22 protein-coding genes and 1 pseudogene are annotated in these 26100 nt (G+C 71.7%); 11 read left to right on the top strand and 12 right to left on the bottom strand.

The features are described from left to right. The first annotated feature begins 133 nt into the window (after positions 1-133). The gene (locus tag ACZ60X_RS43330; protein ID WP_469611251.1) at positions 134-1087 is read left to right on the top strand and encodes a PfkB family carbohydrate kinase; all 954 of its coding nucleotides are present in this window, start codon (positions 134-136) and stop codon (positions 1085-1087) included. Positions 1088-1272: 185 nt separating this feature from the next. Beyond that, positions 1273-1662, top strand: coding sequence for a hypothetical protein (locus ACZ60X_RS43325; RefSeq protein ID WP_469611249.1), 390 nt, complete (start codon positions 1273-1275; stop codon positions 1660-1662). Positions 1663-2188: 526 nt separating this feature from the next. On the opposite strand, the gene ACZ60X_RS43320 is transcribed toward ACZ60X_RS43325, so the two are convergent. From ACZ60X_RS43320 to ACZ60X_RS43295, 6 genes are all read right to left on the bottom strand, one after another. After that, positions 2189-4006: a serine/threonine-protein kinase gene (locus ACZ60X_RS43320; protein ID WP_469611247.1), complete on the bottom strand. Its 1818-nt coding sequence runs from the start codon at positions 4004-4006 to the stop codon at positions 2189-2191. Between the two features lie 9 nt (positions 4007-4015). Beyond that, positions 4016-6025, bottom strand: a complete 2010-nt coding sequence (locus ACZ60X_RS43315; protein ID WP_469611245.1) for a vWA domain-containing protein — start codon at positions 6023-6025, stop codon at positions 4016-4018. Next, entirely contained in the window at positions 6022-7329 is a 1308-nt protein-coding gene (locus tag ACZ60X_RS43310; RefSeq protein WP_469611243.1) for a hypothetical protein, read from the bottom strand. Before ACZ60X_RS43310 ends, ACZ60X_RS43315 begins: the two co-directional genes overlap by 4 nt. Beyond that, complete coding sequence (locus ACZ60X_RS43305) at positions 7326-8789, bottom strand: hypothetical protein (protein WP_469611241.1); 1464 nt, start codon at positions 8787-8789, stop codon at positions 7326-7328. The genes ACZ60X_RS43310 and ACZ60X_RS43305 overlap by 4 nt, the downstream gene beginning before the upstream one ends. A gap of 104 nt (positions 8790-8893) precedes the next feature. After that, positions 8894-9985: an FHA domain-containing protein gene (locus tag ACZ60X_RS43300; protein ID WP_469611239.1), complete on the bottom strand. Its 1092-nt coding sequence runs from the start codon at positions 9983-9985 to the stop codon at positions 8894-8896. A gap of 190 nt (positions 9986-10175) precedes the next feature. Then, positions 10176-11240 carry a type II toxin-antitoxin system PemK/MazF family toxin gene (locus ACZ60X_RS43295; protein WP_469611236.1) on the bottom strand — a complete coding sequence of 355 codons (1065 nt, stop codon included), beginning with the start codon at positions 11238-11240 and terminating at the stop codon, positions 10176-10178. Positions 11241-11624: 384 nt separating this feature from the next. Between ACZ60X_RS43295 and ACZ60X_RS43290 the strand changes: the two genes are divergently transcribed. Continuing rightward, positions 11625-11894, top strand: a complete 270-nt coding sequence (locus ACZ60X_RS43290; RefSeq protein WP_469611234.1) for an alcohol dehydrogenase catalytic domain-containing protein — start codon at positions 11625-11627, stop codon at positions 11892-11894. Here the strand turns inward: ACZ60X_RS43290 and ACZ60X_RS43285 are convergent. The 3 genes from ACZ60X_RS43285 to ACZ60X_RS43275 are packed head-to-tail and all read right to left on the bottom strand — an operon-like array spanning position 11888 to position 13706. After that, positions 11888-12334 (bottom strand): GlcG/HbpS family heme-binding protein, encoded by a 447-nt coding sequence (locus tag ACZ60X_RS43285; RefSeq protein WP_469611232.1) that lies wholly within the window; start codon positions 12332-12334, stop codon positions 11888-11890. The genes ACZ60X_RS43290 and ACZ60X_RS43285 overlap by 7 nt on opposite strands. 55 nt (positions 12335-12389) lie before the next feature. Then, complete coding sequence (locus tag ACZ60X_RS43280; RefSeq protein WP_469611230.1) at positions 12390-12710, bottom strand: NIPSNAP family protein; 321 nt, start codon at positions 12708-12710, stop codon at positions 12390-12392. 30 nt (positions 12711-12740) lie between these two features. Continuing rightward, positions 12741-13706, bottom strand: coding sequence for an NADP-dependent oxidoreductase (locus ACZ60X_RS43275; protein WP_469611253.1), 966 nt, complete (start codon positions 13704-13706; stop codon positions 12741-12743). 128 nt (positions 13707-13834) lie between these two features. Between ACZ60X_RS43275 and ACZ60X_RS43270 the strand changes: the two genes are divergently transcribed. Next, positions 13835-14815: a GlxA family transcriptional regulator gene (locus tag ACZ60X_RS43270; RefSeq protein ID WP_469611228.1), complete on the top strand. Its 981-nt coding sequence runs from the start codon at positions 13835-13837 to the stop codon at positions 14813-14815. Between the two features lie 610 nt (positions 14816-15425). Here ACZ60X_RS43270 and ACZ60X_RS43265 read toward each other — a convergent pair. After that, positions 15426-15566 (bottom strand): hypothetical protein, encoded by a 141-nt coding sequence (locus tag ACZ60X_RS43265; RefSeq protein ID WP_469611226.1) that lies wholly within the window; start codon positions 15564-15566, stop codon positions 15426-15428. A 29-nt stretch (positions 15567-15595) separates the two neighbouring features. Here ACZ60X_RS43265 and ACZ60X_RS43260 point away from each other — a divergent pair, with 29 nt between their 5' ends. Beyond that, the gene (locus ACZ60X_RS43260) at positions 15596-16333 is read left to right on the top strand and encodes an acyl-CoA dehydrogenase family protein (RefSeq protein WP_469611224.1); all 738 of its coding nucleotides are present in this window, start codon (positions 15596-15598) and stop codon (positions 16331-16333) included. Between the two features lie 475 nt (positions 16334-16808). On the opposite strand, the gene ACZ60X_RS43255 is transcribed toward ACZ60X_RS43260, so the two are convergent. Beyond that, positions 16809-17222, bottom strand: a complete 414-nt coding sequence (locus ACZ60X_RS43255) for a peptidase inhibitor family I36 protein (RefSeq protein WP_469611222.1) — start codon at positions 17220-17222, stop codon at positions 16809-16811. Positions 17223-17586: 364 nt separating this feature from the next. Between ACZ60X_RS43255 and ACZ60X_RS43250 the strand changes: the two genes are divergently transcribed. Both ACZ60X_RS43250 and ACZ60X_RS43245 read left to right on the top strand, forming a co-directional pair. Continuing rightward, on the top strand, positions 17587-17979 hold the full coding sequence (locus ACZ60X_RS43250) for a hypothetical protein (protein WP_469611220.1): 393 nt from the start codon (positions 17587-17589) through the stop codon (positions 17977-17979). Then, positions 17955-18609, top strand: a pseudogene (locus tag ACZ60X_RS43245) (integrase core domain-containing protein). The gene ACZ60X_RS43250 and the pseudogene ACZ60X_RS43245 overlap by 25 nt, the downstream one beginning before the upstream one ends. Before the next feature lie 399 nt (positions 18610-19008). On the opposite strand, the gene ACZ60X_RS43240 reads toward ACZ60X_RS43245, so the two are convergent. Continuing rightward, positions 19009-19989 (bottom strand): Lrp/AsnC family transcriptional regulator, encoded by a 981-nt coding sequence (locus ACZ60X_RS43240; RefSeq protein ID WP_469611218.1) that lies wholly within the window; start codon positions 19987-19989, stop codon positions 19009-19011. 528 nt (positions 19990-20517) lie between these two features. On the opposite strand from ACZ60X_RS43240, the gene ACZ60X_RS43235 reads away from it, so the two are divergent. The 4 genes from ACZ60X_RS43235 to ACZ60X_RS43220 all read left to right on the top strand — a co-directional run bounded on the left by ACZ60X_RS43235 (position 20518) and on the right by ACZ60X_RS43220 (position 25943). Beyond that, positions 20518-21564 (top strand): substrate-binding domain-containing protein, encoded by a 1047-nt coding sequence (locus ACZ60X_RS43235; RefSeq protein WP_469611216.1) that lies wholly within the window; start codon positions 20518-20520, stop codon positions 21562-21564. Between the two features lie 107 nt (positions 21565-21671). Next, positions 21672-23246 carry a sugar ABC transporter ATP-binding protein gene (locus tag ACZ60X_RS43230; protein WP_469611214.1) on the top strand — a complete coding sequence of 525 codons (1575 nt, stop codon included), beginning with the start codon at positions 21672-21674 and terminating at the stop codon, positions 23244-23246. Next, positions 23243-24286 (top strand): ABC transporter permease, encoded by a 1044-nt coding sequence (locus ACZ60X_RS43225; protein WP_469611212.1) that lies wholly within the window; start codon positions 23243-23245, stop codon positions 24284-24286. The genes ACZ60X_RS43230 and ACZ60X_RS43225 overlap by 4 nt, the downstream gene beginning before the upstream one ends. 148 nt (positions 24287-24434) lie before the next feature. Continuing rightward, complete coding sequence (locus ACZ60X_RS43220; protein WP_469611209.1) at positions 24435-25943, top strand: RICIN domain-containing protein; 1509 nt, start codon at positions 24435-24437, stop codon at positions 25941-25943. Positions 25944-26100: the final 157 nt, after the last annotated feature.

Genomic DNA, 26100 nt, shown 5'->3' with positions numbered 1-26100 from the left:
CCCCCCCCCCCCCCCCCCCCCCCCCCCCCCCCCCCCCCCCCCCCCCCCCCCCCCGGGGGGGGGGCGGGGGGCCCCCCCCCCCCCCCCGGGGGGGCCCGCCCCCCCGGGGGGCCCACGCGCTTCTGGAGACTTGATGAACATCCTCGCTTTCGGCGACAACGTCGTGGACCGTTTCGTGGACCGCGGCATCGACTACCCGGGCGGCAACTGCGTCAACGTCGCCGTCTACGCCCGCCGTCTCGGTCTCGACACCGCCTACCTGGGGGTATTCGGAGACGACGACCTTGGCACCTTCCTCCGTACGGCGGTCGCGGCCGAAGGCGTCGCGGTGGAGCGCAGCGTGGTACGCCACGGCGAATCCGGCGTCTCCACCCTCCATGTCCAAGGCGGCGACCGGGTGTTCCTCGGCTACAACGGCGGCGGCGTCACCGTACGTGAACCACTCGTCCTGGACGACGCCCTGCTGGCGTACGCGGCGTCGTTCTCGCTGGTGCACTCCAGCGTCTACTCGCACACCGAGAGCGAGCTGCCCAAGCTCGCCGCTGCCGGAGCACTGGTCAGCTTCGACCTCTCCGACGACGACGAGTTCCGCTCCCCCGCCTACCTCGACCGCGTCTGCCCCCACCTCGACCTGGCCCTGCTGTCCTGCTCTGACCTGGACGAGACGGCCACCCATCGGTTGCTGGAGTCGGTGCTGGCACGGGGAGCGGGCATGGCCCTGGCCACCCGCGGCCTGGCGGGAGCCACCGCGTACGACGGCCGCATACTGGTGACGGCACCAGCGCACGCGGCGGACGCGCGGTCCATGGCCGACACCATGGGCTGTGGCGACGCCTTCCTCGCCGGTTTCGCGGTGTCCTTGCTCCGGGACCGCTGGTCCCGAAGCACCCCCCCGTCCCGCCCCTCGTTGGAGCGCGCCCTGCGCCAGGGCGCGCAGTCGGCCCACGACCAGTGCTTCGTCGAGGCCGCCTTCGGCCACGGCCGGCCCACCGCGGCATCCGGGTCCCCCGCCCCGCGGACCGAGGCGGACCGGGCGCGCCTCGACCGGACCGGGGCCGACGCTGCGGGCCGGTCTCTTACTGGCTGACAACGCCTCCTCCGGCAGCGGGGTGCCGCAGGACCCGGACCGGGCGGCCACGGCCCGCTCCCTCGGAGTCCACTCGGTCCTGGTGACAGCGATACATGCTGTGGGGCTCGTCACGTCATCGCAGCAGGTCAGGACGGTGGAGCGGCCCCGGCTGGGACCATGGGCGCCGTGATCCTCTCGATGCTGTGCAAGGTAGCCCGCAGGCTGCTGTCCCGCCCCCGGTGTGCTGCTGCGCCGCGACACCGGCGCCGCCCACCAGCCCTCTCACAGGCAGCGCGGCGGATGCGCTGCGCGAAAAGTTCCCACCGTGTCCGGTCCCCGATGCGTGGCCGGCCACCACCGCTGGGCCGGAGGAGGTCCTGGACCGGCTGGCCCGGCCGCCGCTGCGGCCCGAGTCCCAGACCGCCCTCGCCGCACGGCTCCGCGGAGCCCGCCGCCTGCTGGAGTGGCTCCAGGAGTTCCCGGGCAACAGCTGGCAGTCCCGCTGGAAGGCCAGCCCCGGCCCCGCGGACCCGCAGATCTGCTGCGACGAGGCGAGCAGCACCACAATGAGCACCGGCCGCACCAGGCCATGAACCAGGCGGCACCCCCTGCGCGCCGTCCCCGAACCGCTCGACCCCGGACAGATCACCCGCCTGCACATACGCAGGACAGACCGCCTCGGCGGAGTCATCCACGAGTACCGACATGCCGCCTGAACTGCCTGGATGAACTGCCTGGATGAAGTATTCGGCAGGCGCACAGGTGAGCAGCGGTCTGCTCGCTGTCCCACAGCTTCACCCGCGCCCCTTTGGAGCTAATCAGGGGCGGGAAGTCCTCGTCGGCGTAGGGCTTCTTGTTGCTGCTGCCCGATCGCGATCAGTTCGCCGGAACGGCCGGCGCCGCCTACGCGACGCGGCCCCTCGCCCACGCACTCGGCGATCTGTACCGGCTCGTCGGGCAGGACCAGCCGCGACCGACAGCTACGCGCTGCCGAACGCGTCACGCTCGCGCGGGGCTCACCGCACAGTGCCGCCGGGGGACGCCAGGCGGCCGCACGCCTGGCCACGGGACGGGAGCGTCGGCGACCGGCCGACGCAGGTCCGGGTCCGTCCGCGCCGGTCAGGCCAGGACGGCGGGGCGGTCCCAGCCGTTGCGGGTGACCTTTTCGAACCACAGTCGTGCCGAACCGTCCACTACGGCGGCCACGCACAACCGCCACCCGGGCCCTTCGGCGACACGCACCCGGGTCGCCGAGGCGGACTCCCTCAGCAGATGCCATTCCGAGGCTCCGGCGCCGTGCGTCAGCACCCGCACGCCCGCCGAGCCGGCGAGGGCGACGGTGGGCCCGCCGCGGTGGCCCGCGGCCGTCACGTCGTGGACGCCGTCCTCTTGCGGGAGGTTCTCGAACTCCCAGATCCCCGCGTCCTGTTCGGCGCGGACGGGGGGCGCGTCCGGCCGGGCGAGGACAGCCTCCAGGTGTCCCCACCGGTTCAGTGCGAGCGCCCCCCGGTCCATTCGGCCGACCTGGACGACCTCCCGTACGGGGTGCAGGCCCGAACGCAGCCGCAGGCACACGACGGCGCCGTCGTCCTCAGCGAGCACCCCCGTGCTGCCGTCGATGTCCCGCGCGGCCGTCATCACTCGCCGCGCCGGGGCGCCGGGCACCCGGTTGCGCTCCGGTTCGCCGCCCTGCGCCGGGCAGTGCACCGCGAACAGCGCCCCGTCGTACGCGGTCCACACGACGACGTCACCTGACGTGGAGCAGGTCGCGGCGACCCCCTCGGCGCCGCTCAGTACCTTGCTCCATCCGGTGGACGTGCCGATGTGCAGCGTGCCTGCGAGGTCGAGGGCGGCGATCACGGGTCGGCCGGTGCCGGTGCGACGGGCCGCCACCTCGCGCACCGACCTGGGCGCGCCGTCCCCGGGCGGCAGGCCGGTGTCGGCCGCCGCCCGGTCGGGTCCGTCGGGTCCGGGCACGCGCAGGTATTCCACGCCCGCCGCGCCGCCGGCGACGACGATCAGGCCGCCGCCCCCGGTCAGGACGTCCACGCACCGATGCCGGGCGGGCCGCCCGCCCGCCCGCAACAGTTCGGTCAGCCGCTTCGCCCACGGCAGCAGCCGTGGCCGGTTCGCCGGGTCGTCGGAGAGCGGACGGGCGGCGTGGCCGGCGGCTTCCGCCGAGAAGCCCGCGTCCAGCAGTTCCTCCCGGAACTGCGCGTCGGCTCCGCCGCCCCCGTCGGGCAGCGTCGAAGGCCGGCCGAGGAGTGCGGTCCTGGCCACCGCGCCGACGGCGTAGCGCTCGCCCTCGACGGTGAGTCGGCCCGGGGCCTGTTCGCGCTCCGGTGCCCGGTGTCCTTGGGAGTAGACCACCGTCTCCCGCCGCTGCCCGGCCGGATGCATGAAGGTGAGGTCGATGAGCTGGACCGAGCCGTCCGGGCCCACCATGACGTTGCGCGCCGACACATCCCCGTGCACCCACCCGCTGTCGTGGAGTCGGTCCACGATGGAGCACAGCCGCTCCAGGACGGCCGCGGCCGCCAGGGGATCGGTGCCTTCCGCCGCCCACCGGGCCAGCTCCGCGCCGTCGAACCACCGGCTGACCAGGTAGGAGCACAGGGCGTCCGCGGCGGCGCCCGGCGCGTGGGGGGCCGGCCCCACCAGGACCAGGGGCGCGATCAGGCCCTCGATCGCCAGGAGGTTCGCGGCGTGCACGCAGTCCTCCCAGCGGGCCTGCCAGCGTCGCAGGTCGGCGTCGTCGCGCTGCGCGGGGAGGATCTTCACCATCCACCACGACACCCGGCCGGTGCGGTCGGCGCGCCGGGCTTGCCAGCACTCGCCCTCCAGTCCGTTCGCGCCGACGAACCGTTCCAGCGTGTATTGGTCGGGGTTCTCCCTGCTGCCCACGCGCATGCCGGGGACGTGGGGCGTCTGATCCATGTGCACACCTCATTCCCGCAGGCGGAACACGGCCGGCGCCGCGGGGGCGGAGACGCCGCCCGTCGCCACGCCGACGGTGCCGAGCGCCGCCTCGACGTCGTAGGGGTCCTCGTCGGCGGGCAGCGACCGCTCCGGCCGTCCGGCGTTGTACGGCGCGGGATCGACGGCGGGCGCCGGAACGGTCTCCAGTGCCGCGGTGAGGGACTCCAGCAGGTGCGCGAGTCGGTCGCAGCGGGCCACCACCCAGGCCGTGTCCGGTGCCGGCCCGGCGGCCGTGAGACCGTCGTACTCCTGGGAGAGGCCGGCGAGGAACCGCTCCGCCTCGTGCAGGTGCGGCCGCACCTGGGCGGGAGGGGGGACGGCGTCGGACTGTGGCTGGGGCAGCGCCCGGCCGATGGTGCGGACGAACGCGCGGGGGTCGGGCACGCCGTGCTCGCCCTCCAGGCCTCGGTCGATGGCGTCCCGCACCCGCATCAGATCCAGCAGCGGGGTGCGCAGTGCGGCCTGGGCCGCCTGCGCGCAGCGACCGGCTGCCGCGGACAGCCGCTCCCGCACCGCCTCCCGGCCGGGGCCCGGGTCTGGTGCCGGGGGGCGTCCGGCGTCCCCGGCGAGTCGGGCCCGCCACGTGTCCAGCGCCTGCGCCGTCGGGGCGGCGAGCCCGCCGGTCCGGGCCCGGGTGACCTGGACCCGCCGGGACATGCCGGCGCCGAGGCCGGAGAAGTACTCGTCCAGCACCTCGTAGCCGCCGATCGCGGCCGGATCGCCGCCGCCGACCTGGACGAGTTCGGCGAGCAGCGCGTGGTCGGGCCGCAGGGAGACGTGGTCCTGCACCTGGGCGCGGGTCAGCCAGTCCTGGTAGAGCTGCGGCGTGCTGATGCCGATGGCGTGCAGCCGGATGCCGGTGTCGGCGTGTAGGTGTTCCATGAGGCTGACCGGTTCCTCGGTGGCCATCAGCACCTCGCCGGAGCCCTGCTCGCCCTTCGGCGCCCAGTGCGCGCCGTCGCTGACCAGCACAATGAGCTTCTCGTTGCCCGGCTTGTGATGGTGGTAGAGGAGGTTGGCGGCCTCGTGCAGCGCGTTGCCGATGTCGGTGCCCGCGTTCTGGGCCTTGAGCACGCCGACGGCGTTGCGGAACAGGTCGGACTCCGCCGGGGTGCCCGCGTCGATCTGGGCCATGCCGCCGCCGGGCGGGAAGATCTGGCGGGTGCGGTGGGTGAACTCCAGCAGCGCGATCCGCGAGACCCGCCCGCCGGCCTGAAGGCGTACCTCCAGCAGATGGCGCAGTGCGTCCTGCAGCGCGCGCATCCGGCTCAGTCCGGCCCTGGACGGCCGGGTGCGCGACCCGATCAGGCCGCGCCAGCGGGAGGTGGCGGCGGTCGCGGCCGCGTACTCCGTGAAGGGAACGATGTCCTCGCATTTCATCGAGCCGCTGCAGTCCGCCAGGACCACGACGTCGACGCCGTTGCGGGCGCCGGGCACGAAGAGGTCGACGGCGGTGCGCTCACCGATGGCGAGGATCACCTCGCGCCGTCCGCCCGAGTCGAACTGCCGTACCCGGTAGGGCACCGAGCCGGCCTCCAGCCACATCTCCTGATCGTCGGCGGGCACCCACAACGCCCGTCCGGCCAGTCCCGTGCCGGCCAGTTCCCGGCCAGCTTCGTCGAGGGAGCGCTCGGTGGGCGACTCCAGTTGCACGGAGCGCGCCTCCAACACCGGGGCCGCGTCGAGCCGCCAGGCGGTGCGATCGGCCGCGGCGTCGAAGTCGGTCGCCCTCGCCAGGTCGTCGGGCACCGCCAGCAGTCCGGCCGGCACTTCGGCCAGCGGTACGACCTCGACGGCCACGGCCGTGGCGTCGTACCCGGCACCGAGGCTCAGCACCCGGTACCGCTCCCCACCGGGCGGTCGTGCGGCGGCCTCCCACTCCGCCGCGCACACCCCGACCCGGGCCCCGGCGAGCACCCCGCCGGCCGGCACGACCACACCCCGGGTCAGCCGGGGATCCGTCGTCGTCCCCCTCATCGTCGGCTCCGATCACCCTCGAACCTCACGTCCACGCCCAGTGCCTGGCGGTACCGGGCCGCATGCGCCCCCTTGGCGCCGATGAACCGTCCGCGCAGGGACTGCGGCAGGTCGACGAAGAGCAGGCCCCGCCGTTCCACGACGCCGTCGCGCATGCGCGGCGCTTTGTACTCCACGAAGCGCAGCGCGTCCGCGGTCTCCGCCCCGCCCGCTTCCTGTTGGCGCACCAGCGTCCGCAGACGCTCGAACAGGCGACGGCCCTCCGTCGCGGTGTCGCCCAGCCGGGTCAGTTCCCGTTGCCAGTCCGGCTCCGCCCGGCGTACGTGCTCCGCCAGGCGGCGAGCTTCGTTGCCGTGGCCCGAGTCGTCGGCGAGCCGCCGCAGCAGGGCGTGGATCGCGCGGTAGTCCACGGCGAGTTGGCCGTGTCCTGTGTTGCGCAGGTTGTGGCCCAGCAGGGCCAGCGACACGCGGGGGCCTCCCCGACGGCGTGCGGCCGTGGCCACGATCTGCCGCACCAGTTCGGGTGGGGCCGTGGCGCGCGGGGCACGGTGGTGCTCGCGGCACAGGCCCAGGCCGACCTTCTCGTGGCCGTAGACCTGCCAGCGGTGGACGTGCCGGGGGCACACTTGTCGGCCGCACGGTGTACCCGCGGGGTCCGCCCAGTCGCACCTGACGCGGCCGGCGCCGCGGCAGCCCTCCTGCTCGCAGACGGGGAACTGGCGTCGGTGGCAGGCCGGACAGTAGTCCAGGTCCGGGTCGGCGGGGTGCGGATGGCGGTGCGCATCGCACCAGGCTTCAGTGGTGCCGCACCGAGGGCCCGCGCAGCGGAAGGACGCCGGCCGCCCGCACTCCTTGCAGGAGGGGCGGTGGGCGGCGCACGTCGCGGTCAGCGCCCCGTCGAGGAGCACCACATGGTCGTCGCACAGCCTGGCGGGACGTCCCTCCTTCTCGCAGAGCTCACAGGTGAAGGGCCCGTAGGCCATGCGCCCGCCGCCGGCGCAGGCCGCGCAGGCCGCGCGGGTCAGGTCCGGGCGTTCCCGCACGGCGACGACATCGAAGCAGGTGTCCTGGCGGACGACCGTGACGCCGGGGCCGCAGCGGACGACCTCCAGGACGATGTCTCCGGTCTGCGACTCCCAGCGGAACGGCGTGCCGGTGCGCAGCGGGCGCCCCAGCAGGGTCGGTTCTAGCTGCTGCCACAGCTCGCCGTAGGCCTGCGCGGTGGTGAGGCCGAGGTCTGCCTCCCGCAGGTCGAGGACGACCTCCACGTCTCCTGCGGGGACTTCGGCGGGTGCTGTGGTCACTGCTGGTTCCCTCCCCGTGCCTGACCCTGGTCGCGGCGGCCGTCCGGAGCGGCGCCCGGCCCCTTGCCGGGGCGCCGTCGGCGCCGGTGCGACGGTGGCCGGTCCTCGCGGCGCGGTCCGGCACGGTCCGGTCGCCCCGGCTCGTCGCGTCCGCGGCGCTCCCGCAGCGGTTCGCCCGCGGCGAGGGCCGCGCGCCAGGCCTGAAGCATGAGGGCGGCGCTTCCCGGGTGGCTGGCGACGACCGTCGGCAGCAACGGGCCGCCCGGCCGGGTGTCCGTCAGCCCCGCGCGAAGCGTGTCGGCCGGCGGCCGGCGGGCCGTGTCGGGCCGGAGCAGGTCCTGGCCGCACGGAGGCCGGGTCCGGCCCGGCAGCTCGACCAGGTTCAGCAGGGGCAGGAGCTCTTCGGCGGTGGCGTCCAGCTTGGCGAGTTCGGGGACCAGGTCGTCGAGGAGGGCGCGGGCGGCCTGCCGGGCGGGGCGGCGGCGCTCCCGGCGCTCCCCCGTCGGCCCGCCTCGCCGCGGGTCGTCGCGCCCTGGGGCGCCTCGTCGTGGGCCGCCTCGTCGCGCGTCGTCCCGCCCTGTGTCGCCCCTCCGCGTGTCGTCTCGGTCCCGCCCCGGCTTCTGGAGGCAGTCCTCGATGAACACGGCTCGCAGGCCTTCGGTGACGGCGCGGGCCCGGTTGTCGTCCAGCAGGTCCTGCCGGACGGGTCGTTGCCGTTGGCCCTTCCTCGCCTGCCCGCGGGCGCGCAGGGCGAGCGCGTCGAGGAGCAGCATGTGCGCCCGGACCTCGGCGAGGGTGGCCTGCGCGTCGAGGCAGCGGACCAGCACGGTGCGGCCGTCCTCGGCGGGCGCGAGGTCCATGCGGTCCAGGTGGCTGATGCCGTGGCGACGGCGCAACTCCGCGCACACCCGCTCCAGGTGGCGTTCCGTCACGGGACCGATGTCCCGGGCGGTGAGGTGCTCGCCGGAGTCGGCCAGCCACCGGGACCCGATGCGGTCCCGGCGTCCGCCCGGGGAGAAGGAGCCCCGGCCGGCGAGCGCGATCAGCGTGGGTGAGTGCCGTCGCAGCAACTGGTACAGCAACTCCCGTTCCACCGGGTCGGTCGTCTCCAGCCGGTGGAGGTCGCCGTCCGGAGGCACGGGGGTCCCGTCCAGCGACACGCCCGGAACGGTGAGGGCCCCGCCGACCTGCCGCGCCGCGTCCGCCACGGCGGCGATCGCCTGGGCCAGGACGTCGAATCCTTCGGCTCGTGCCGCCCGGGTGCCCCACCAGGCCGGCGGAGTCACCAGCCGCATCACCGCCCGGTGGCGCTGGTGCGGCAGCAACAGAAGCCGCCCTCCGCCCAGTTCGGGAAGACCGCGGCGCTCCACGGCCGTCATCACCGTGTCCCGGTCGGCACCCTGCACCGCGAGCCCCTTGGCCAGCGCCTGCCGTGCCGCTCCCACTCTCGTCAGACTCACCAACACACGCAGCACCCTAGTCCGGGAAGTGGATGGAATACCTGAATTTCCCATATTTCAGCATTTACAACTGGAGGGGACTATGCTCCGGCCTGGCCTGGGTGCTACCCCAGCACCGTCCTCGCCCCACCCCCGCCGCCGAGGGCGGGCGGGACCACGTCCGGGCTGTACCGACGCCCGGACAGCCGTACGGCCACGGAGTCCGCGAGCACCACCTGATCCGATGCGCCCAGGCGCACCGGCTCGCCCGGCTCCAGGGGGCGCGGTCGACCCAGGGCGTGGTCCTCCCAGCGCCGGACCGCCGTGCCGTGCGAGGACCCCACGTCCCTCACCGACACGGTCAGGGCGGCGTCCGCCTCGATCAGCAGGTGCCTGCGGCTGACCCGGGCCACCGCGTCGCGGTGCTCGCGGCCGATGCCGTCGAGGTTGATGCCGTGGGTGAGCGCGCCGCGGCCGATCTCCAGGCAGCCGTCGGCCTCCAGCGGGAAGCGCAGGAGTACGGCCTTGTCCTCGTCCAGGTCGAGGCGCTCGACGAGCAGTTCGCGCGACGGCCTGCGGTCGCCCACCCTGACCAGGGGACGGCCGCACCGGGGATCAGGGCACACGGGCACGCCCGTGCGCCGATCCAGCTCCGGCCACAGCAGGAGGCCCTCGGGCCAGACCTGGGCCATGAGACAGCGTGAGACGCAGCGCCACACCGAGCGCAGGACGTCCCTGTGGTCCTTCAGCCCTTTGACGAAGAGGTCCTTGTCCTCCTCGGCCCGCGACTTGACCTGCCCGGACACCGGCACGATGCCGCTGGAGACGAAGCGCAGTCCGTTCCCGTCCCGGCGCCAGCCGTGGAAGCGCTCGGGCTGCTCCTCGATCCAGCGGAACTGCCGCCGCAGATCCACGAACCGGTCCTGGCTGACGATCTGGAGGTCGCGCTCCTGGGCGAGGGAGAGCAGCACCGGATCCGCGAAGGGCACCTCCCTCAAGAGCCCCTGCCGACACCGCCGGTCGAAATCGGCGCGCTGTTCCCCGGACATCTGGTGCCGCAGGGCCCGGTCGACGACCAGGACGAGTTCGGCGCCCGCCCCGCAGCGGTCCCGCCAGGCCTCGGTGACCTGGTCCAGCCGGCTCAGCAGGGGGCGCTTCGATCGTGGTCCGATCTCGTGGGACCAGCAGACGTTCGAGACGTCGACGACAGCGTTCATGTTCGGCACCTTCGGGAGGCTGGGGCGCGGGGTTCGGGCCGGTCCGCCGGTTACGGCGGTTCCGGGGGGCTTGCGGGGACTCGACCCCGCGCGGTTTCGATCGCTCGCCGCCAGGTGGTGCGACACCGCGGCGGGCGGCCGGACGGCCGGAAGAGGAGAGGCGGCGCGGCGCGGGTGAGCTACGACGCCCTCAGCGGCGGCCGGCCGGACGGCCGATGCTCGGGAAACGCCGCCGGGCTCGTCGTACGGGGGCGTCGGTCTTGGGATCGGAGGGCTGTCGCGCGGTGAACGCCGACGAGGCGTGCGCCGTGCCGGCGCCCTCCGCATCCCAGTGCGCGGGGTCGGCCATCCCCGGCCGGGTCGTGTCACGGCCCAGCCACCGCAGGGGCCGGGGGTAGCGGCGCGTGGAGTGCCGGTACGACACGGGGGTCCGACGCCAGCGCGCCCCGGACGCCCCGCGGACGGCCTTGTGGACCTTACGCCAGGTCCTGAAGGGGCAAAGGCCCATTTCCCGCCCGAAGTCGGTCAACGGCACGTCCACGGGGTGATGCACGTGCACCCAGTTGGCCTCGCCCCGCGACCGCGCGTTCCAGGCGCCGTCCCCCACGGGCACGGAGGCGCCGGGAGTCTCGCTCGGCCGACGGGTGAGCCACAGGACGCGGGCTCGTTCCTCGTCCCGGTCGATCACCAGAGTGGGCCGGTACGTGCGCTCACCGCCCGCCCGGGTCGCCCTGCACCACCAGATCTCGCCGGGACTCAGCGAGCGCTGCCCGAACGGCTGCATGCCGGCGGACCAACGGGACGGCGGTGCGGGGCTGATCCTGCGGACGACGAGGAAGAACACCACCGCCACCAGCATGACGGCAAGCGTCTGCGCCTCCGCGACCACACTCCAGACGCCCTTGGCATCGCCCTTCGCCATGCGCAGCGCGGGCGGTTCGACCCGCGACCTCACCCACAGCGCCACCACGACGGACAGCGCGACCAGCCCCGCGGACTGGGCGAGCAGCACCCACGCCCGTACCCGGCGGCGATGACCGGCGCGCCACATCACCAGGGCCGCGACGGCCAGGGAGACGCAGAGCAGCATCCAGGGAGCGGCGAAGGGAGTACGGACCGGGGGCGACTGGACGGCCATCAGGGCGGGAACCGTCACCGGGGCGGCGAGCAGGTATCCGACCGGAACCCAGACGTGGAGCAAGACCAGCCCGGCACAGCCCAGGCCCGCACAGGACGCCGTGTCCTCATGACTCATCCGATATCTCTCTGAGCGGCCGGAAGATGAGCCGCGACCGTACCGATCCGCATGCCACGCGCGAGGGCGGCTTACGCTGTTGTCCGATCCCTCTCCGAACACGACCAACGAAATGCCGTAACGAAGCCCCCTTCGACAACAGATGACCGGCTTTCTTGCACGACCGGCCGGCATAGGTGAACCTTCACGCTCTCGACATGACCCCGCAGGGCTGCTCGGCCTGCTACTGGGCCCGACTCACCTGGCTGACCACCTGGTGCGAGTGGCACGGTCACGCTGCCGGGTGCGTGTACTGCCGGGCGGGCAGCACGTGCTTGGTCGCCCGTGGCCACCGTGCTACACACGAGGAATCCCGCTCCGACGCCGGGCGGCTTCGACACCACAATGATCACGAACCCCGTGCCTGCTCTGCTGTCCGCCCCTACCGGCCGATCGCCAACCCTCCACGCAGTCACGGAACTTGACGGAGTCCTAGCCCGGCCCGGCCTGGACGGCGCCGGCACCGTGACCGCGATCGGTGACGACGTGACGCGATTCCGCGTTGGCGACCGTGTCGTCGGCCAGTTCTGGAGCCAGCCACTGCAGTTCGGTACCTTCGCCGAGGTCTGCGTCGTCCAGGCGCCACAGGCCGACACTCCGGTGGTCGGTCAGTGACCGGGCGGGTCGAACCCGAGGGCGGCCAGGGCCTCCTCGGCGGCCTGCTGGTCCTGCTCGTAGTCGCCGCCGGAGATCCCCAGCCCCCCGATGTACCGGCCGTTGTCGATGATCGGGTAGCCGCCGCCGACGGCCATCACACGAGGGTGGCCGCCCAGCGGCGCGATTTGCGGGTTGACGAGCAAGTCGTTCCACGTATGGGTGGGGATGCGGAAGGAGACCGCGGTCCAGGCCTTGTCGACGGCGACCTCGGCGGTGAGGAAGGGCGCGTCGTCGGCCCGATCGAACGCCTTCAGATGTCCGCCCTGGTCGGTGACGGCGACGGCCGCCGTGAAGCCGATCCGGGCAGCGGCGGTGTGTACTGCCGCGATGAGTGCGCCGGCGGCGGCCTGGGTGATTGACGAGGCGGGGGCCGACTTCCGGACTGTGACGGTGCTCATGAATGTTCCTTTATTGCTGTGCTGTGCGCGTCGGGTGGAGGGGCCGCAAGCCAGGTCACCGCAGGGGTGAGGCCGGGGTGGGGACCACGCGGGTGACGACGGACTTCTCGGGGATCAGCAGGCCGTAGACGGCCGGGCCGATCTCGTTCTTCCAGCGGTCGTGCTCGTACACGGCTGTGTACAGGGCCTCGCTCTGGGCCTCGTCCTCGAACCGGCGGATCCACACGTAGCCGTCCTCGTCCTCGGCGTCGACGAAGGAGGCGGTCACGTCCATGCCCAGCGAGGCCTGGAACGGGATGACCACGTCCTCCATGTAGCGCACCCACTCCTCGCGGCGTCCGGGCTGCGCCTGGTAGCGGCGGATCTCGTAGTACACGGTGCTGCTCCTGACTGTTTGCAGGGAAGGTCAGTCGGTCACGGTGAGGACGACCTTGCCGCGGGTGCGGCCGGCCTGGACGTGGGCGTGGGCCGTGCCGACCTGTTCCAGCGGGAAGGTTTCCTCCACCTCGACGGCGACCTCACCGGCGTCGATCAGGCCGGCGATCGTGGTCAGCGCGGGACCGTCCGGCTCGACCAGGTACGCAGTGACGCGCACGCCGGCTGCCTCGGCGGCCTGGGCCAGTTCCGGGGCGACACCGGACGGTACGGCGACCAGTAGGCCGCCCGGGCGCAGGACCTTCAGCGAGCGGGTGCTGGTCTGGTCGTGGGCGTCGCCCACCAGGTCGATGACGACGTCGACGTCCTTGACGACGTCCTCGAAGCGGGTGGTGGTGTAGTCGATGGTCTCGTCGGCGCCGAGTTCCTTGAGCCAGGGGTGGCGTGCGGCGCTGGCGGTGGCGATCACGTGGGCGCCCAGGTGCCGGGCGAACTGGACCGCGAAGTGGCCCACCCCGCCGGCGGCGGCCGTGATCAGGACGCGCTGGCCGGCCTGGACGTGGGCGGTGTCGACCACGGTCTGCCAGGCGGTCAGCGCCGCCAGCGGCACGGCGGCCGCGTGCGCGTGGTCGAGGGTGGCCGGCTTGCGGGCCCACTGGCGGGCCGGGGCGGTGACGTACTCGGCGTAGCCGCGGGCGGCACGCGGGAACCACGGCATGCCATAGACCTCGTCGCCGACCTTCAGGGTGGTGACGCCGAAGCCGACCTCCTCGACGACACCGGACACGTCCCAGCCCAGGATCAGCGGGAGCGTCTGCAGCCCCGCCATGCCCTGGCCCTCGCGGGTCTTCCAGTCCACCGGGTTGATCCCGGCGGCGTGCACTCTTACCAGCACCTCGGTCGGCAGCGGCTCGGGGCGCGCGACCTCCTCGACGGTCAGCACCTCCGCTCCGCCGAACTCCGTGACGGTGACTGCCCGCATCGTGTGCTCACTCATGTTGTCCTCGCTCATGTCCGTCTCACTGTTTCTTGTGCCGGGACCGCGGTCCCGGCACAAGAAACAGTGGCGTGTGCCCGCGGAGGCGGGTGAGTGGCCGGGAGGACATCTGTCGTACCATTCCAGCCATGACGCATCGTGTTGTCGTTCTCGCCCTCGACGGAGTCCAGCCGCTGGACCTGGGCATCCCGGCCCGGGTGTTCAACGAGGCCTGTGAACCGGACGGGACCCGTCTGTACTCCGTCAGCACCTGCTCCCTCGGCGCCCGGCCGGTACGCACGCACGAGGACTACCGGATCGTCGTCGACCACGACGAGTCTGCGCTGGAGACCGCGGACACCGTCGTTCTGGCCACACAGGAGCCCAGCGAGCAGCTGCTCGCGACCGGCGCGCTCCCCGAGGAACTCGCTGCGGCGCTGGACCGGATAGGGCCGCGAACCCGCATCGTCAGCCTGTGCACCTCGGCCTTCCTGCTCGCGGCGGCCGGTCTGCTGGACGGTCAGCGGGCCACCACGCACTGGGCACTGTGTGACGCGCTGGCGCGGCTGTTCCCCGACGTCGACGTCGATCCGGACGTCCTGTTCGTCGACAACGGACGCATCCTTACGTCCGCCGGCGGAGCGGCCGGCATCGACCTGTGCCTGCACCTGGTCCGTCTGGACCACGGGGCGGCGGTGGCCTCGGCCGCCGCGCGGCGCTGCGTCGTGGCGCCGTGGCGCGAGGGCGGGCAGGCCCAGTTCATCGAGCACCCGGTTCCGCAGGACACCGACCGTTCCACTTCGGCGACCCGGCAGTGGGCGCTGGACCGGCTGGCCGAGCCGGTCACACTGGAGGACATGGCCCGGCACGCGCACATGAGCGTGCGCACCTTCACCCGGCGGTTCCGCAGCGAGGTGGGCAGCAGCCCGCTGAAATGGCTGGCGCAGCGGCGGCTGGCGCACGCGCGCCTGCTGCTAGAGTCCACCGACCTGACCGTCGCACGGATCGCCACCGTCTGCGGCTTCGGCGACCCCGTCGCCCTGCGCAAGCACTTCCACACGTACCTGGGCCTGTCACCACTGGCCTACCGTCGCGCCCACAGCGCACCGGAGCCGATGACGGCACGGTGACCACCCAGCCGGGTCGGGGCTGCGACAACGCCCCCCCCCCCCATCAGCCGGCGCGTCGAGTGGCTCCTACCGCCCTCTACCACCACTTCAAGGCAAAGTCCCGGACATCATGTACCGGGTCACCGAGGACATCGTGGACGACATGGACCGTGTAGGCGGCGGTGCCTCGACGAGTACTGCAACGGCACGCTGGAAGACGGTCTTGGCGATCGCGCCCACGGCCTACACCGTGGGTCTGCATGGTGTTCGACTCTGGCCCGTAGTCGGTGGTGACGCCGAGTAGCCGCCTCGGTCATGATCTTGTGATGCATATCACATTCACCATCGCCTGGCGGCGGGCCGCCCAGCTGCCGGCCCTCACCTGACGGTTGACCACCGCCCCGACGACGCCGCAGAGGAGAGCGTCGCACCACCCCCGTGCCGGTGGAACCCGACGCCCCGCAGCGTCACGCGACGGCCAGTCCCGACACGGCACGGGACATATCGGGCAACCAGCCGCTCACGACGCCCCCGTCAGCCCTTAGAAGAATCGAGGTCGACACCAAAATGATCACGAACCCCCGTGCCCTGCTATCCGCCCCTACCGGCTGATCGCCAACTCTTCACGCAATCACGGAACTTGACGGAGCCCATCCGGTGCGGTGGTCGGCGGGCGGCGGTCGGGCGTGAGGTCGGCCAGCGACCAGCGGGCGGTGTAGAGGCGGCAGGCAGGTATCAGGCCGCGCAGCGTCTTCGGCTCGCTGATGTCCACGCAGTACGTGGCAAGCGCGGCATGACCTTGTGGGCATCGCCGCGACCGAGCGACACGGCGGCAGCCGCCTGACCGAGATCACCACCCGGCTCTTCCCGGACGGTAACGGCTGGCGGCTCAGCGGCGAGAAGTGCTGGGTCTCGCGACTCCAAGAGGCGTCCGCGTTCGTGGTGTTCGCCAAAGACCCCACCGGCCGCATTCAGGCGGCCGTGGTCCCGGCGGACGCCGAAGGCGTCACCCGCCACCCCGAGGCCCCATCGGTACTAGGCAGTCGGGCATGGGGCACCCTCGCCCTGAACGACGTCCGCGTGCCCGCCGAGAACATCCTCACCACCCCAGACGGGGACGGCGAGCGGATCTTCCGCCAGCACTTTGCGGCGTTCCGCCCGCTCGTGCCCGCCATCGCTCTCGGTACGGCCGCCGGCGTGCACTCCCAGGTGCGCAGCACCCTGCACGCTCGCACCGCCACCTGGCTCCTGCCCCGTGTACGGGACACCGCCCTCGTCGACTCTGGGCCGTACGCAAGGGGAGGCCCACGCGGGACCGTTGGCCGCCGTCACAGCCGCGCGGCTCACGGCCCAGCACAGTCCCCACGCGGACGTGTGGGCGCGGAGCGTCAAGGTCCACGGCGTGGAGACTGCACACGGCGCTGTGCAGGATCTCGCGCCCCGGAAAGGTCCTCTTTCCCTAGACCGGTAAAGGGGACCATGGGCCTATTCGGACGGTATGACGATGGCTTTTCACCGAGTTTATGTATTGGGATTTGATGCTGTTTCAGTATTCCCGACCGGGGTCCGCCCCACCCGCACAGCCGCGCCTTTTGTGAAATGCGCGGAGCGGATTTCACAGGAGAATTGCGGAGAAATTCTCTTTTTCGTCACGGAGTGACGGGAAATCAATTCCCTTGCTCCGCAAGGGAATTCCGGCGTCGTAGCGGCGGCGCGTCGTGTCTGCGGAGCAGTCCCCCACGCGCGGACGCCAGCGGGCGGGCTGCGTCAGCGTGCGACCTCCGCTGCCGTGCTACGTGCTGTAACCGTTGCCGCGGTCGACGCCAGTGGACAGGCGGGTGCTCGCAGGACGGCGCGGTGCGGGCGTTGCTGCTGCTGAGGCGGGCATCGTCGAAGCCACGGCTGCGCAGCCGGGCCTGGTCCGGCGCTCATGGGCTGCGCTAGCGTGGTCCGCGAAGGGACGGGCCCCCACCATGTCGGTGCAGAGGGGGCACTCGCGATGCTTCGCTGGGCGTCAGCAGTACAGGAGAGCGTCGTGGTTGTAGGTGAAGGAGGTCAGGGATCCGGCGTAGCCCGCGACGTAGTAGTCGTCGTGGCCAAGGTCCGACTCAACGACCACCGTGTGGCCGGTGTTGTTGACGATCGAGGCAGCGTTGTCGTACACCGTCTGCCCGTAACCAGAACCGTTCCCCCAGTGAGCGAACTTGAAGTCCGACAGACTGAGGCTCTGGCCAGGCGACCAGTCTTCCCACGCGCCCCAGCCGTTCGGCGAGTTGAAGTACAAGCACACGTTCCCGCTCGGGCAGGCCTCGGCCCCCGTCGGCGGCGTGGCGGCGAAAGCGCCTCCCGTGGCCAAGCTCAACGCGGCGACCGTGAGCGTCCCCACGATCGCAAGCTTGCCGGTGCCCCGCCCGAACCTGATACGCATTGCGTCCCCTCCCATGACAGCAGTGCCATGACGAAGCCCAGTCAGGCTGCCCGCATGGCGAGCCCGTGCTGACTGGACTCCGACAAGGATCACATCGCCTCCGCGCCAGCGCTATGTGTCGGCCTTCTTCCGGTTGTGGAGATCACCGCCCATTAATGAGCGGTGTGCATAGGGTTCCGGCGCCGGAGTGCACTGCGAGCCGAGAAAGTGCAGGCAAGGCACCATGACCGAGCTGTAATCGTGTCGGGCATCCCATACTCTGTCACGGCAGCTGTAGATGTGGCTGCGTTATGTCTTGAGGCTGGTCAGCGGGATGGCGGGGTACCTGCGGGCATAGGTACGACCACCGTGATCATGAACGTTTGTGACGACGTTGCAGAACCAGGCGGCCGTGGAGGCCACGATAGCCGAGCGGGAGTGGACGGCGGCGTTGGGGGCGGTGACCGAGGAGATCGCGGACTGCTTCAAGCGCCGTGAACCACGCGCTGTGGTCCGGGAGATGGCCGAGGCGATGCTGATGGAGCTGGACACGCGGAACTGCTGGACGCTCGCTGAGGCCCTCGGCCACCGCGGGCCGCACCGGCTGCAGCACCTGCTCTCCCGTGCCGCCGTCGACCATGATGGGGCCCGGGACCGGATCGCCGCCTGGGCGGCCGGTGAACTCTGCGCCTGCCGAGAATGTCATCCGTGCAGCTCAGCGGCTTGTTCGGCGGTACGGCAGGATGAGCGCTCGTGTTGCTGCGTCCTGCCTACCTGACCGGCATCAACACGTTCGCCGCGCTGCGGCTGCTGCCGATGAGCGATCGCGACAAGGATGCGGAGATCCTCGCCCTGCGCCACCAGATCATCGTCCTTGAGCGGCAGCTCGGTGCAGCCCGGGTGAAGTTCGCTCCGGAAGACCGGACCCTCCTCGCCGCTCTGCTGGTGCCGCTGCCCCGCCAAGTGCTGTGCCGGCTTCCGGTTGCTGGTCCATCCCGACACCGTGCTGCGCTGGCACCGCGACCTCATGAAGCAGCGCCATGCCCGTACCTGCCGGCCGAAGCGGCCCGGGCGGCCGCCCACCGTCCGCTCGCCGACGCCGGCATCCAGGGCATCCTCACCGGTGTACAGATGCCGCGTATGAACGCCATCGTGGAACGCTGGGTCCAGACCTGCCGCCACGAACTCCTCGACCGCACCCGCATCTGGAACACACGCCACCTCATGCGTGCACTCCGCGAGTTCGAGCAGCACCACAATGAGCACCGGCCGCACCAGGCCATGAACCAGGCGGCACCCCCTGCGCGCCGTCCCCGAACCGCTCGACCCCGGACAGATCACCCGCCTGCACATACGCAGGACAGACCGCCTCGGCGGAGTCATCCACGAGTACCGACATGCCACCTGAACTGCCTGGATGAAGTATTCGGCAGGCGCAATGCTGGATGTAGAACTCCAGGGAGCCGTCGGGGCCGCGGACGAAGTCGTCGCGGTCGCGCAGGACGAAGCGGTCGAGGTCGTCGGCCATCTGATCCGCTCCCTCGCAGTCGGCCCGGGTGCACACGCTGGCACCGCTTGGCCCGGCTCGCCGGTCGACTGCTCCGTTCGGGCGGCTCCGGGCGCTGTGCGTCGAAGGTCTCCCGCCCCGAGGCCCGACCACCCGTTGTCCATGCCTCGCACAGCACAGTGCTGGGGTAACACAGCCCGCACCAGGGTGCCGGGAGCGCTGCCCCGGACCAGCGCACGGGACCAGCTCTTGCCTGACCCGAGGGAAACCCCGACTTCACGGTGCCGCTGAGCAGCGCCCTCAACTGTGTGCGTGGAAGGAGCGTCGGGCGAGGCCGGTGCGCTTGGCCGTTGCCAGGAGCGGGGTCGTCTCGACGGAGGCGATGCGGTGCAGTGGGCCGATCGTGGTGACCAGGAAGGTATAGAGGGCGTCGAGGTTCTTCGCGGCGGTGGCGACCAGGAGGTTGGCGGGGCCGGTCGTCGCGGCGGTGAACCGGACGTGGGGGTGCCTTGACAAGGTCTCGGCGGTCTCTTCGAGTCCGGTGGGCTGCACCGTGATCCACAGCAGGGCCTCGGCGTGGACGCCGAGCAGGCCGAGGTCCACCTCTGTGGCTGGGCGCACGACGAGTCCCCGGACGAGCGCGTCGAGGCGGCGGCGGGCGGTGAGCGCGGTGGTGCCGGCGTTTCGGGCAAGGTCGGTGTAGGTGGCACGGCCGTCCCGGACCAGGGCCGCGATCAAGGCGGTGTCGATGTCCAGCGGGGCGGGCGGTGTGGTCGGCGGCGCGGGGGCCAGCTTGGCCGCCTCCTCTGCGGAGAGCAGGCCGGCGGTCCAGCGGAAGGCGGTGGGGAAAACGCGCAGCAGGCTGTAGACGGTCCAGGAGCGCACGGCTTCGGTGGCCGGCAGGTCGCGCAGGAGCAGGCTGTTGCGGGCGTCGGGGCCTTCGAGGAAGAAGATGGCGGAGATCTCGTCGCCCCCTTCCAGGATGTCGACCCAGACGGTGTCGCCGCGGCGGGCCAGAGCCCCGGCCACCTGGCGGATCTTGCCGGGGCGGCAGCGGATGCGCAGCAGGACGGGGATCAGGCCGGGGAACCGGTTGGGGTTGCGCACGGCGGTGGCGCGCAAGGTGCCGTCCGCGTAGAGCGGCGCGGCGCGGCGCACGACGGTGCGCTCGGACAGTCCGAGGCAGGCGCCCACCTCGCGCCAGGAGGCGCGGGGCGAGGCGAGGAGCACATCTGCGATCCGGCGGTCCGTCTCGTCGAGCGAATGTCGCATGATCTGCATGGTAGGCCGCCTTGGTGGCGTGATTCCTGCGTGATCGGTCTGGATCTGCCGTTCCCATCGCCGGCGGCCACTAGAAAGGGATCCACGCGTAGATGCGCGACCGCCGGCGAGGTCTCCCCGCCCCTCGTGCCGGCCGGCTGTTCTGCACGTTCTCGGCCGCCTCGTCCGCGCCGCGAACGAAGCGTGGGCTTCGTCGGCGCTGGGCACGCCCGATGGCATCGTGCAGAAACCAACAGAGTCGAACAGGCGAGTCGATGCGGGCCGCAGATGCCGACCCGCGCCCCCGGGGGCCCGGCCGTCGAATGTGGTCGCCCCTGAATCGCTGCAGGCCCGGGGCCATTTCTCCCATTCTCCAGCGCTGGCTGGGATGTTGGTTACGGGGAGATGTCGAAACCGACAGCGTGGCTGCGAAGCCTTGACGGGTGTGTGAACGCGGTGTTTCCTTCCCTCATTGAGTTCGATTCCGACGCATCCTGATTGTTCTTGTTGACTTCTGTCTGCGTCGGGCGCCCACCCCTGGAGCCACTCATGGACCTGTCCCACAACCGTCCGGCGTCCGCCGCCGTGCTGGGTCTCGTCGCAGTCCTCGCACTGACCGCCTGCTCGACCGGCCAGGAGTCGTCCGGCTCCGCCGGCAGCGCCGCGCCGGTCAGCGGCAAGGTCTCCATCACCTACCTGCAGAAGCAGGGCGACCAGCAGTACTTCATCGACGAAGCGGCCGGCGCCAAGGCGAAGGCCGCCGAGCTCGGCATCGACCTGAAGGTGGTCAACCTCGGCAACGACGCCAACAAGACGGTCAACGAGGTCCAGTCCGCCATCGCGCAGAAGAGCAACGGCCTGATCATCGTGGTCCCCGACCCGGCGGTGGGCCCACAGGTCGTGCAGACCGCCAAGGACGCGGGCGTGGCCCTGCTCACGTCCGACGACCAGATCTGCACCACCGGCCCAGCCCCGGCCTCCTGCGACAGGTCCGCCCTCGTCCCGCGGATCGGCTTCTCCGGTGCGCAGATGGGCGGCGAGGTCGGCAAGCGGGCCGGCGAGGAGTTCAAGAAGGCCGGCTGGAACGCCGCCGACACCCGCACCATCTCCGCCTGGAAGCAGGATGTCACGGTCTGCGGCGACCGGGTCAAGGCCGCCAAGGACGCCTTCGCCACCTCCTCCGGCGCCACCGTACAGAACATCGACGTGGCCACCGACAACACCCCGACCGGTGCCCAGGACAAGATCGCCGCGACCCTGACCGCCAACCCGGTCGTCAAGCACTGGGTGATCTGGGGTTGCAACGACGAGAACGTCCAGGGTGGCGTCACCGCCCTGCAGAACGCCGGCATCAGCGCCGACAACGTGATCGGTGTCGGCCTGGGCGCCTACATCGCGTGCAAGGACTGGGCCAGCGCCAAGCCGTCGGGGATGAAGGCCGCGCTGTTCATCAACGGCAAGGACGTCGGCGCGCTGGCCGTCCAGACCATGTACGACAAGCTCAAGAACAGCAAGGCCTTCCCGCAGGAGGCCTTCGCCCCCACCACCATGGTCGACGCCAGCACCTGGCAGTCCGCCGGCGTCAGGTGCATCTAACGCCGCGTGCGGCAGCGGTGCCGCCGCCTTCCCAGGCCGCCGCACCGCTCCCGCGCCGGACCGCCACCGCCCCGCTCCTGCCCGTCACGCACGTCAGTGAGACCGCGATGATCGAACCCCCGCCCCTGCCCGCCGAACCTCACGGCCTGAGCGCCGAGAACGTCGCCAAACGCTTCGGCTCCGTCCAGGCGCTGTCCGCAGTCACGCTGAACTTCCCGCCCGGCCAGGTCACCGCGCTCATGGGGGAGAACGGCGCCGGCAAGTCCACCTTGCTGCGCATCCTGACGGGCGACCACCAGCCCACCGAGGGCCGGGTGCTGATGGACGGCCGGCCGCTCGACCTCACCTCGCCCATCGACGCCCGCCGGGCGGGGATCCGGATCATCCCGCAGGAGCCGGAGATCATCCCCCACGTCTCCGTCGCGGAGAACGTGTACGCCGGATCCCTGCCCCGCCGTGCGGGGCGGCGCCTGGACCGCGCGCAGCTGCGCCGCCGGATCACCGCCGACCTGGAGCGGCTCGGCTTCGCCCGGGTGCTCGACCCGGACCTGCTCGGCTCCCAACTCACGGCAGCGCAGCGCCAGCTGGTGGAGATCCTGCGCGCCTTGACCGGTGCGACCGCGCCGCGTGCGATCGCCTTCGACGAGCCGACGTCCTCACTGTCCGAGCATGAGACGGAAGCGCTGTTCACGCTGATCGGGCGGCTGCGCGAGGAGGGCATCGCCGTCATCTACGTCTCCCACCGGATGAAGGAGATCTTCCGGCTCGCCGACCGGATCGCGGTCCTGCGGGACGGAACGGTGGCCGGCGTCGTGGAGGCGGCCGACACGAGTGAGGGCGAGGTCGTGCGCCTGATGGTGGGCCGCGACTTGTCCACCTTGTTCGTGCGGCAGGACGTGGCGAGCGAACGCGTCGTGCTCGATGTCCAGGACCTCACCAGCGATCACGTGCGCGGCATCAACCTCCAGGTCCGCGCCGGCGAGGTCGTCGCCCTGGCGGGGCTCATCGGCGCCGGGCGCTCCGAGCTCGCCCTGGCCCTGGCGGGAGACGCGCCGATCCGCTCCGGCCGCATCCGCCTCAACGGCCGCGACCTGGCCCTGCGCAGCCCCCGGGACGCCGTCAATGCCGGCATCGGCCTGGCCCCCGAGGAGCGCAAGGCGCAGGCGCTGTTCCTGCACCGGAGCATCCGGGACAACACCGCGCTGGTCAACTACCGGAGCCTGCGTCGTTGGCGCTTCGTCAAGTCGGCGCAGGAGAAGGCCCTTTCGCAGGAGTTCGCCGACCGCCTGCGGGTGCGCGCTCCGTCGATCGAGGCGCAGGTGCGGACCCTGTCGGGTGGGAACCAGCAGAAGGTCGTGCTGGCCAGGTGGCTGGCCCGCCGCCCCGAACTGCTGATCCTGGACGAGCCGACCCGCGGCGTGGACATCGGCGCCAAGGCGGAGATCTATCAGATCATCGCCGACCTCGCCCGCGAGGGCGTCGCCGTCCTGGTCATCTCCTCCGAACTGCCGGAGGTCCTCGGCCTGGCCGACCGCGTCGTGGTCATGCAGAACGGCCGCATCACCGGCGAACTCGACCGCGACCAGGCGTGCGAAGAAGCCATCCTCGCCCTGGCGATGGCAGACGACCTCGGCCCCGCCCCCAAGACCGCAACCGACGCCCCGACCGGAGCCGCACGATGAGCACCGCAACCACCCCCAAAACCTCGGCCCCGCAGGTCGGGCAGAGCCCCCAGAAGCGGTCCGATGGCCTGCGCGCCGTGCTGATCTCGATCGGCGGGCAGAACCTCAGCCTGATCGGCGCGCTCGTCTTCGTCCTGATCATCTTCGGTTCACTCAACAGCAACTTCCTGAGCTGGAACAACATCGAAGTCATCGGCGAGGCCGCCACCATCGCCGGCTTGCTCGCCGTGGTGCAGACCGTCGTCATCATCTGCGGCGGCCTGGACATCTCCGTCGGCTCGCAGGCCGGCCTGGCCTCTGTGGTGAGCGCGATGGTCTTCACCTCAACAGCTTCCAGCGCGCCGCTGGGCATCGGGGCCGCCCTGCTGATCGGCGCCGGGATCGGCCTGCTCAACGGCGCTGTCATCATCTACGGCCGGGTCAACCCCACCATCGCCACCCTCGCGGGCCTGGCCGCCTTCAAGGGCATCGCCCAGCTCATCTCCAACGGCAGCGCCCAGGGATACGTCCTCAACGACCCCGTCTTCATCTTCCTCAGCCGCGGCAAGATCGCCGGCCTGCCGACCATGGTCTGGGTCCTGGTCCTCGTCGCGCTGGCCGTCCACGTCCTGCTCACCTACACCGACGTCGGCCGCAACATCTACGCCATCGGAGGAAACGACACCGCTGCCCGCCTGGCCGGCATCAACCTCAACAAGTACCTGATCGCCGCGTACGCCCTCTCCGGCACCGTCGCCGCACTGGCCGGCGTCCTGCTCACCGCCCGCACCGGCTCCGGCCAGCCGGTCTCCGGCAGCGAAGGCCTGGAACTGCAGTCGATCACCGCCGCAGCACTGGGCGGCTGCGCCCTCAAGGGCGGCAAGGGCACCATCGGCGGCACCCTGCTCGCCGTCGCCCTGCTCGGCGCACTTCAGAACGGCCTCACCGTCCAAGGCATCAACGCCTTCTGGCAGAACGTCGCCCAAGGCCTGCTGCTGGTGACCGCCGTCGTCATCCAGCAGCGCCGCAACAAGGAGCGCGCGGTCGGCCTGCCGGCCTAGACCGCGCACGATCGCCCCCACACGCCCTGGACTCCCCGAGTGGCCCGGCGGCCCGTCAGGACGCCCGGCACCGGATCACCCAGGGCTGCACCACCCCTCACCCGCGGGCACCACCCAGGGCCCGCCGCCACCCCACCGAGGAGAAATCGTGATCGCAACGCTCCTTCGGCGCGCGAGCGCGCGCACCGGCAGAGCCGCCACGGTCGCCCTGGCGACCGTGCTGGGCCTGGCCGCCCTGCTCGTCCCCACCGTCCCGGCCCACGCCGCGACCGACACCTTCACCCTGGGCGCCACCATGGTGGACCAGAACGGCGCCACGCTGCAGCTGCACGGCCTGGGCATCATCAAGGTCGGCGACACCTGGTACGGCTTCGGCGAGGACAAGACCGGCGAGAACGCCAACACCGCCTACTTCCAGGACATCGCCTGCTACAGCTCCACCGACCTGTCGCACTGGACCCGCCAGAACGACGCGCTGACCAAGCAGAGCGCCAGCTCCGTGCTCGGCTCGAACCAGATCGTGGAGCGGCCGAAGGTCATCTACAACGCGACCAGCCACAAGTACGTGATGTACGTGCACGTCGACCACGCCCCTCCCACGGACTACAGCACCGCCGAGGTGGGCGTAGCCACGAGCGACACGCCCTGCGGGCCCTACACGATGCTCAACACCTTCCGGCCGCTCGGGTTCGAGAGCCGGGACATAGGGCTGTTCCAGGACGACGACGGCACCGGCTACCTGCTCTCCGAGGACCGCTCCAACGGGCTGCGAATCGACAAGCTCTCCTCGGACTACCTCAGCGTCGTGAGTGCGGGTAGCTCGAACGGCGGCAGCGTCGCGCTCCTGCCGGACTACGAAGCCCCGGCCATGATGAAGATCAACGGCACGTACTACCTGCTGGGCTCCCACCTCAGCGGCTGGCACACCAACGACAACGTTTACGCCACCGCCACCTCCCCGAGCGGCACCTGGTCATCCTTCCGCGACTTCGCCGCCCCGGGCACCAACACCTACAACAGCCAGACCGCCAACATCATCACCGTCCAGGGCACCAGGGGCACCACGTACCTGTACGCCGGCGACCGCTGGAACTCCGGCGACCTGGGCAACTCCCAGCTGATCTGGCTGCCCTTCACCGTCCGCGGCACCATGCTCAACCTGGGCCAGTACCCGACCTGGTCGCTCGACACCACCGCCGGCACGTGGACGGCCGGCTCCGGCCTGCCCACCGCCGGCACCCACACCCTGACCAACGCCAACAGCTCGATGCTGATGGACGTCAACGGCGCCTCCACCACCACCGGCGCCAAGGTCATCCAGTACCCGTCCAACGGCGGCGCCAACCAGAAGTGGACCCTGACCCGGCTCGCGGACAACGTCTACACGCTCACCAGCGTCAACAGCAACCTGTGCCTGGACGTGCCGAACCAGTCCACCGCCACCGGCCTCCAGCTGCAGCAGTGGACCTGCAACAGCGGCACCAACCAGCAGTGGGCCGCCGACCTCGTCGGCCCCCTCAACGGCACCACCTTCGAGCTCACCAACATCAACAGCGGCCTCACCATCGGCGTGACCGGCGGCTCCACCACCGCCCAGGCCGCCATCGACCAGGAGAATGGCACCGGCACGGCCGCCCAGCAGTGGACGCTGTCCTGACGCCGGCCCCGTCCCGCTGCCCCCCTGAGCACAACGCCGGGGGGGGGGGGGGGGGGCGGGGGGCGCGCCCCGCGCCCCCCCCCCCCCCCCCCCCCCCCCCCCCCGCCCCCCCCCCCCCCCCCCCCCCCCCCCCCCCCCCCCCCCCCCCCCCCCCCCC

It is taken from the genome of Streptomyces sp. NPDC104106, from assembly GCF_055584345.1.
The sequence above is the reverse complement of the archived record's forward strand: the minus strand, read 5'-3'. Positions and strand labels throughout refer to the sequence as shown.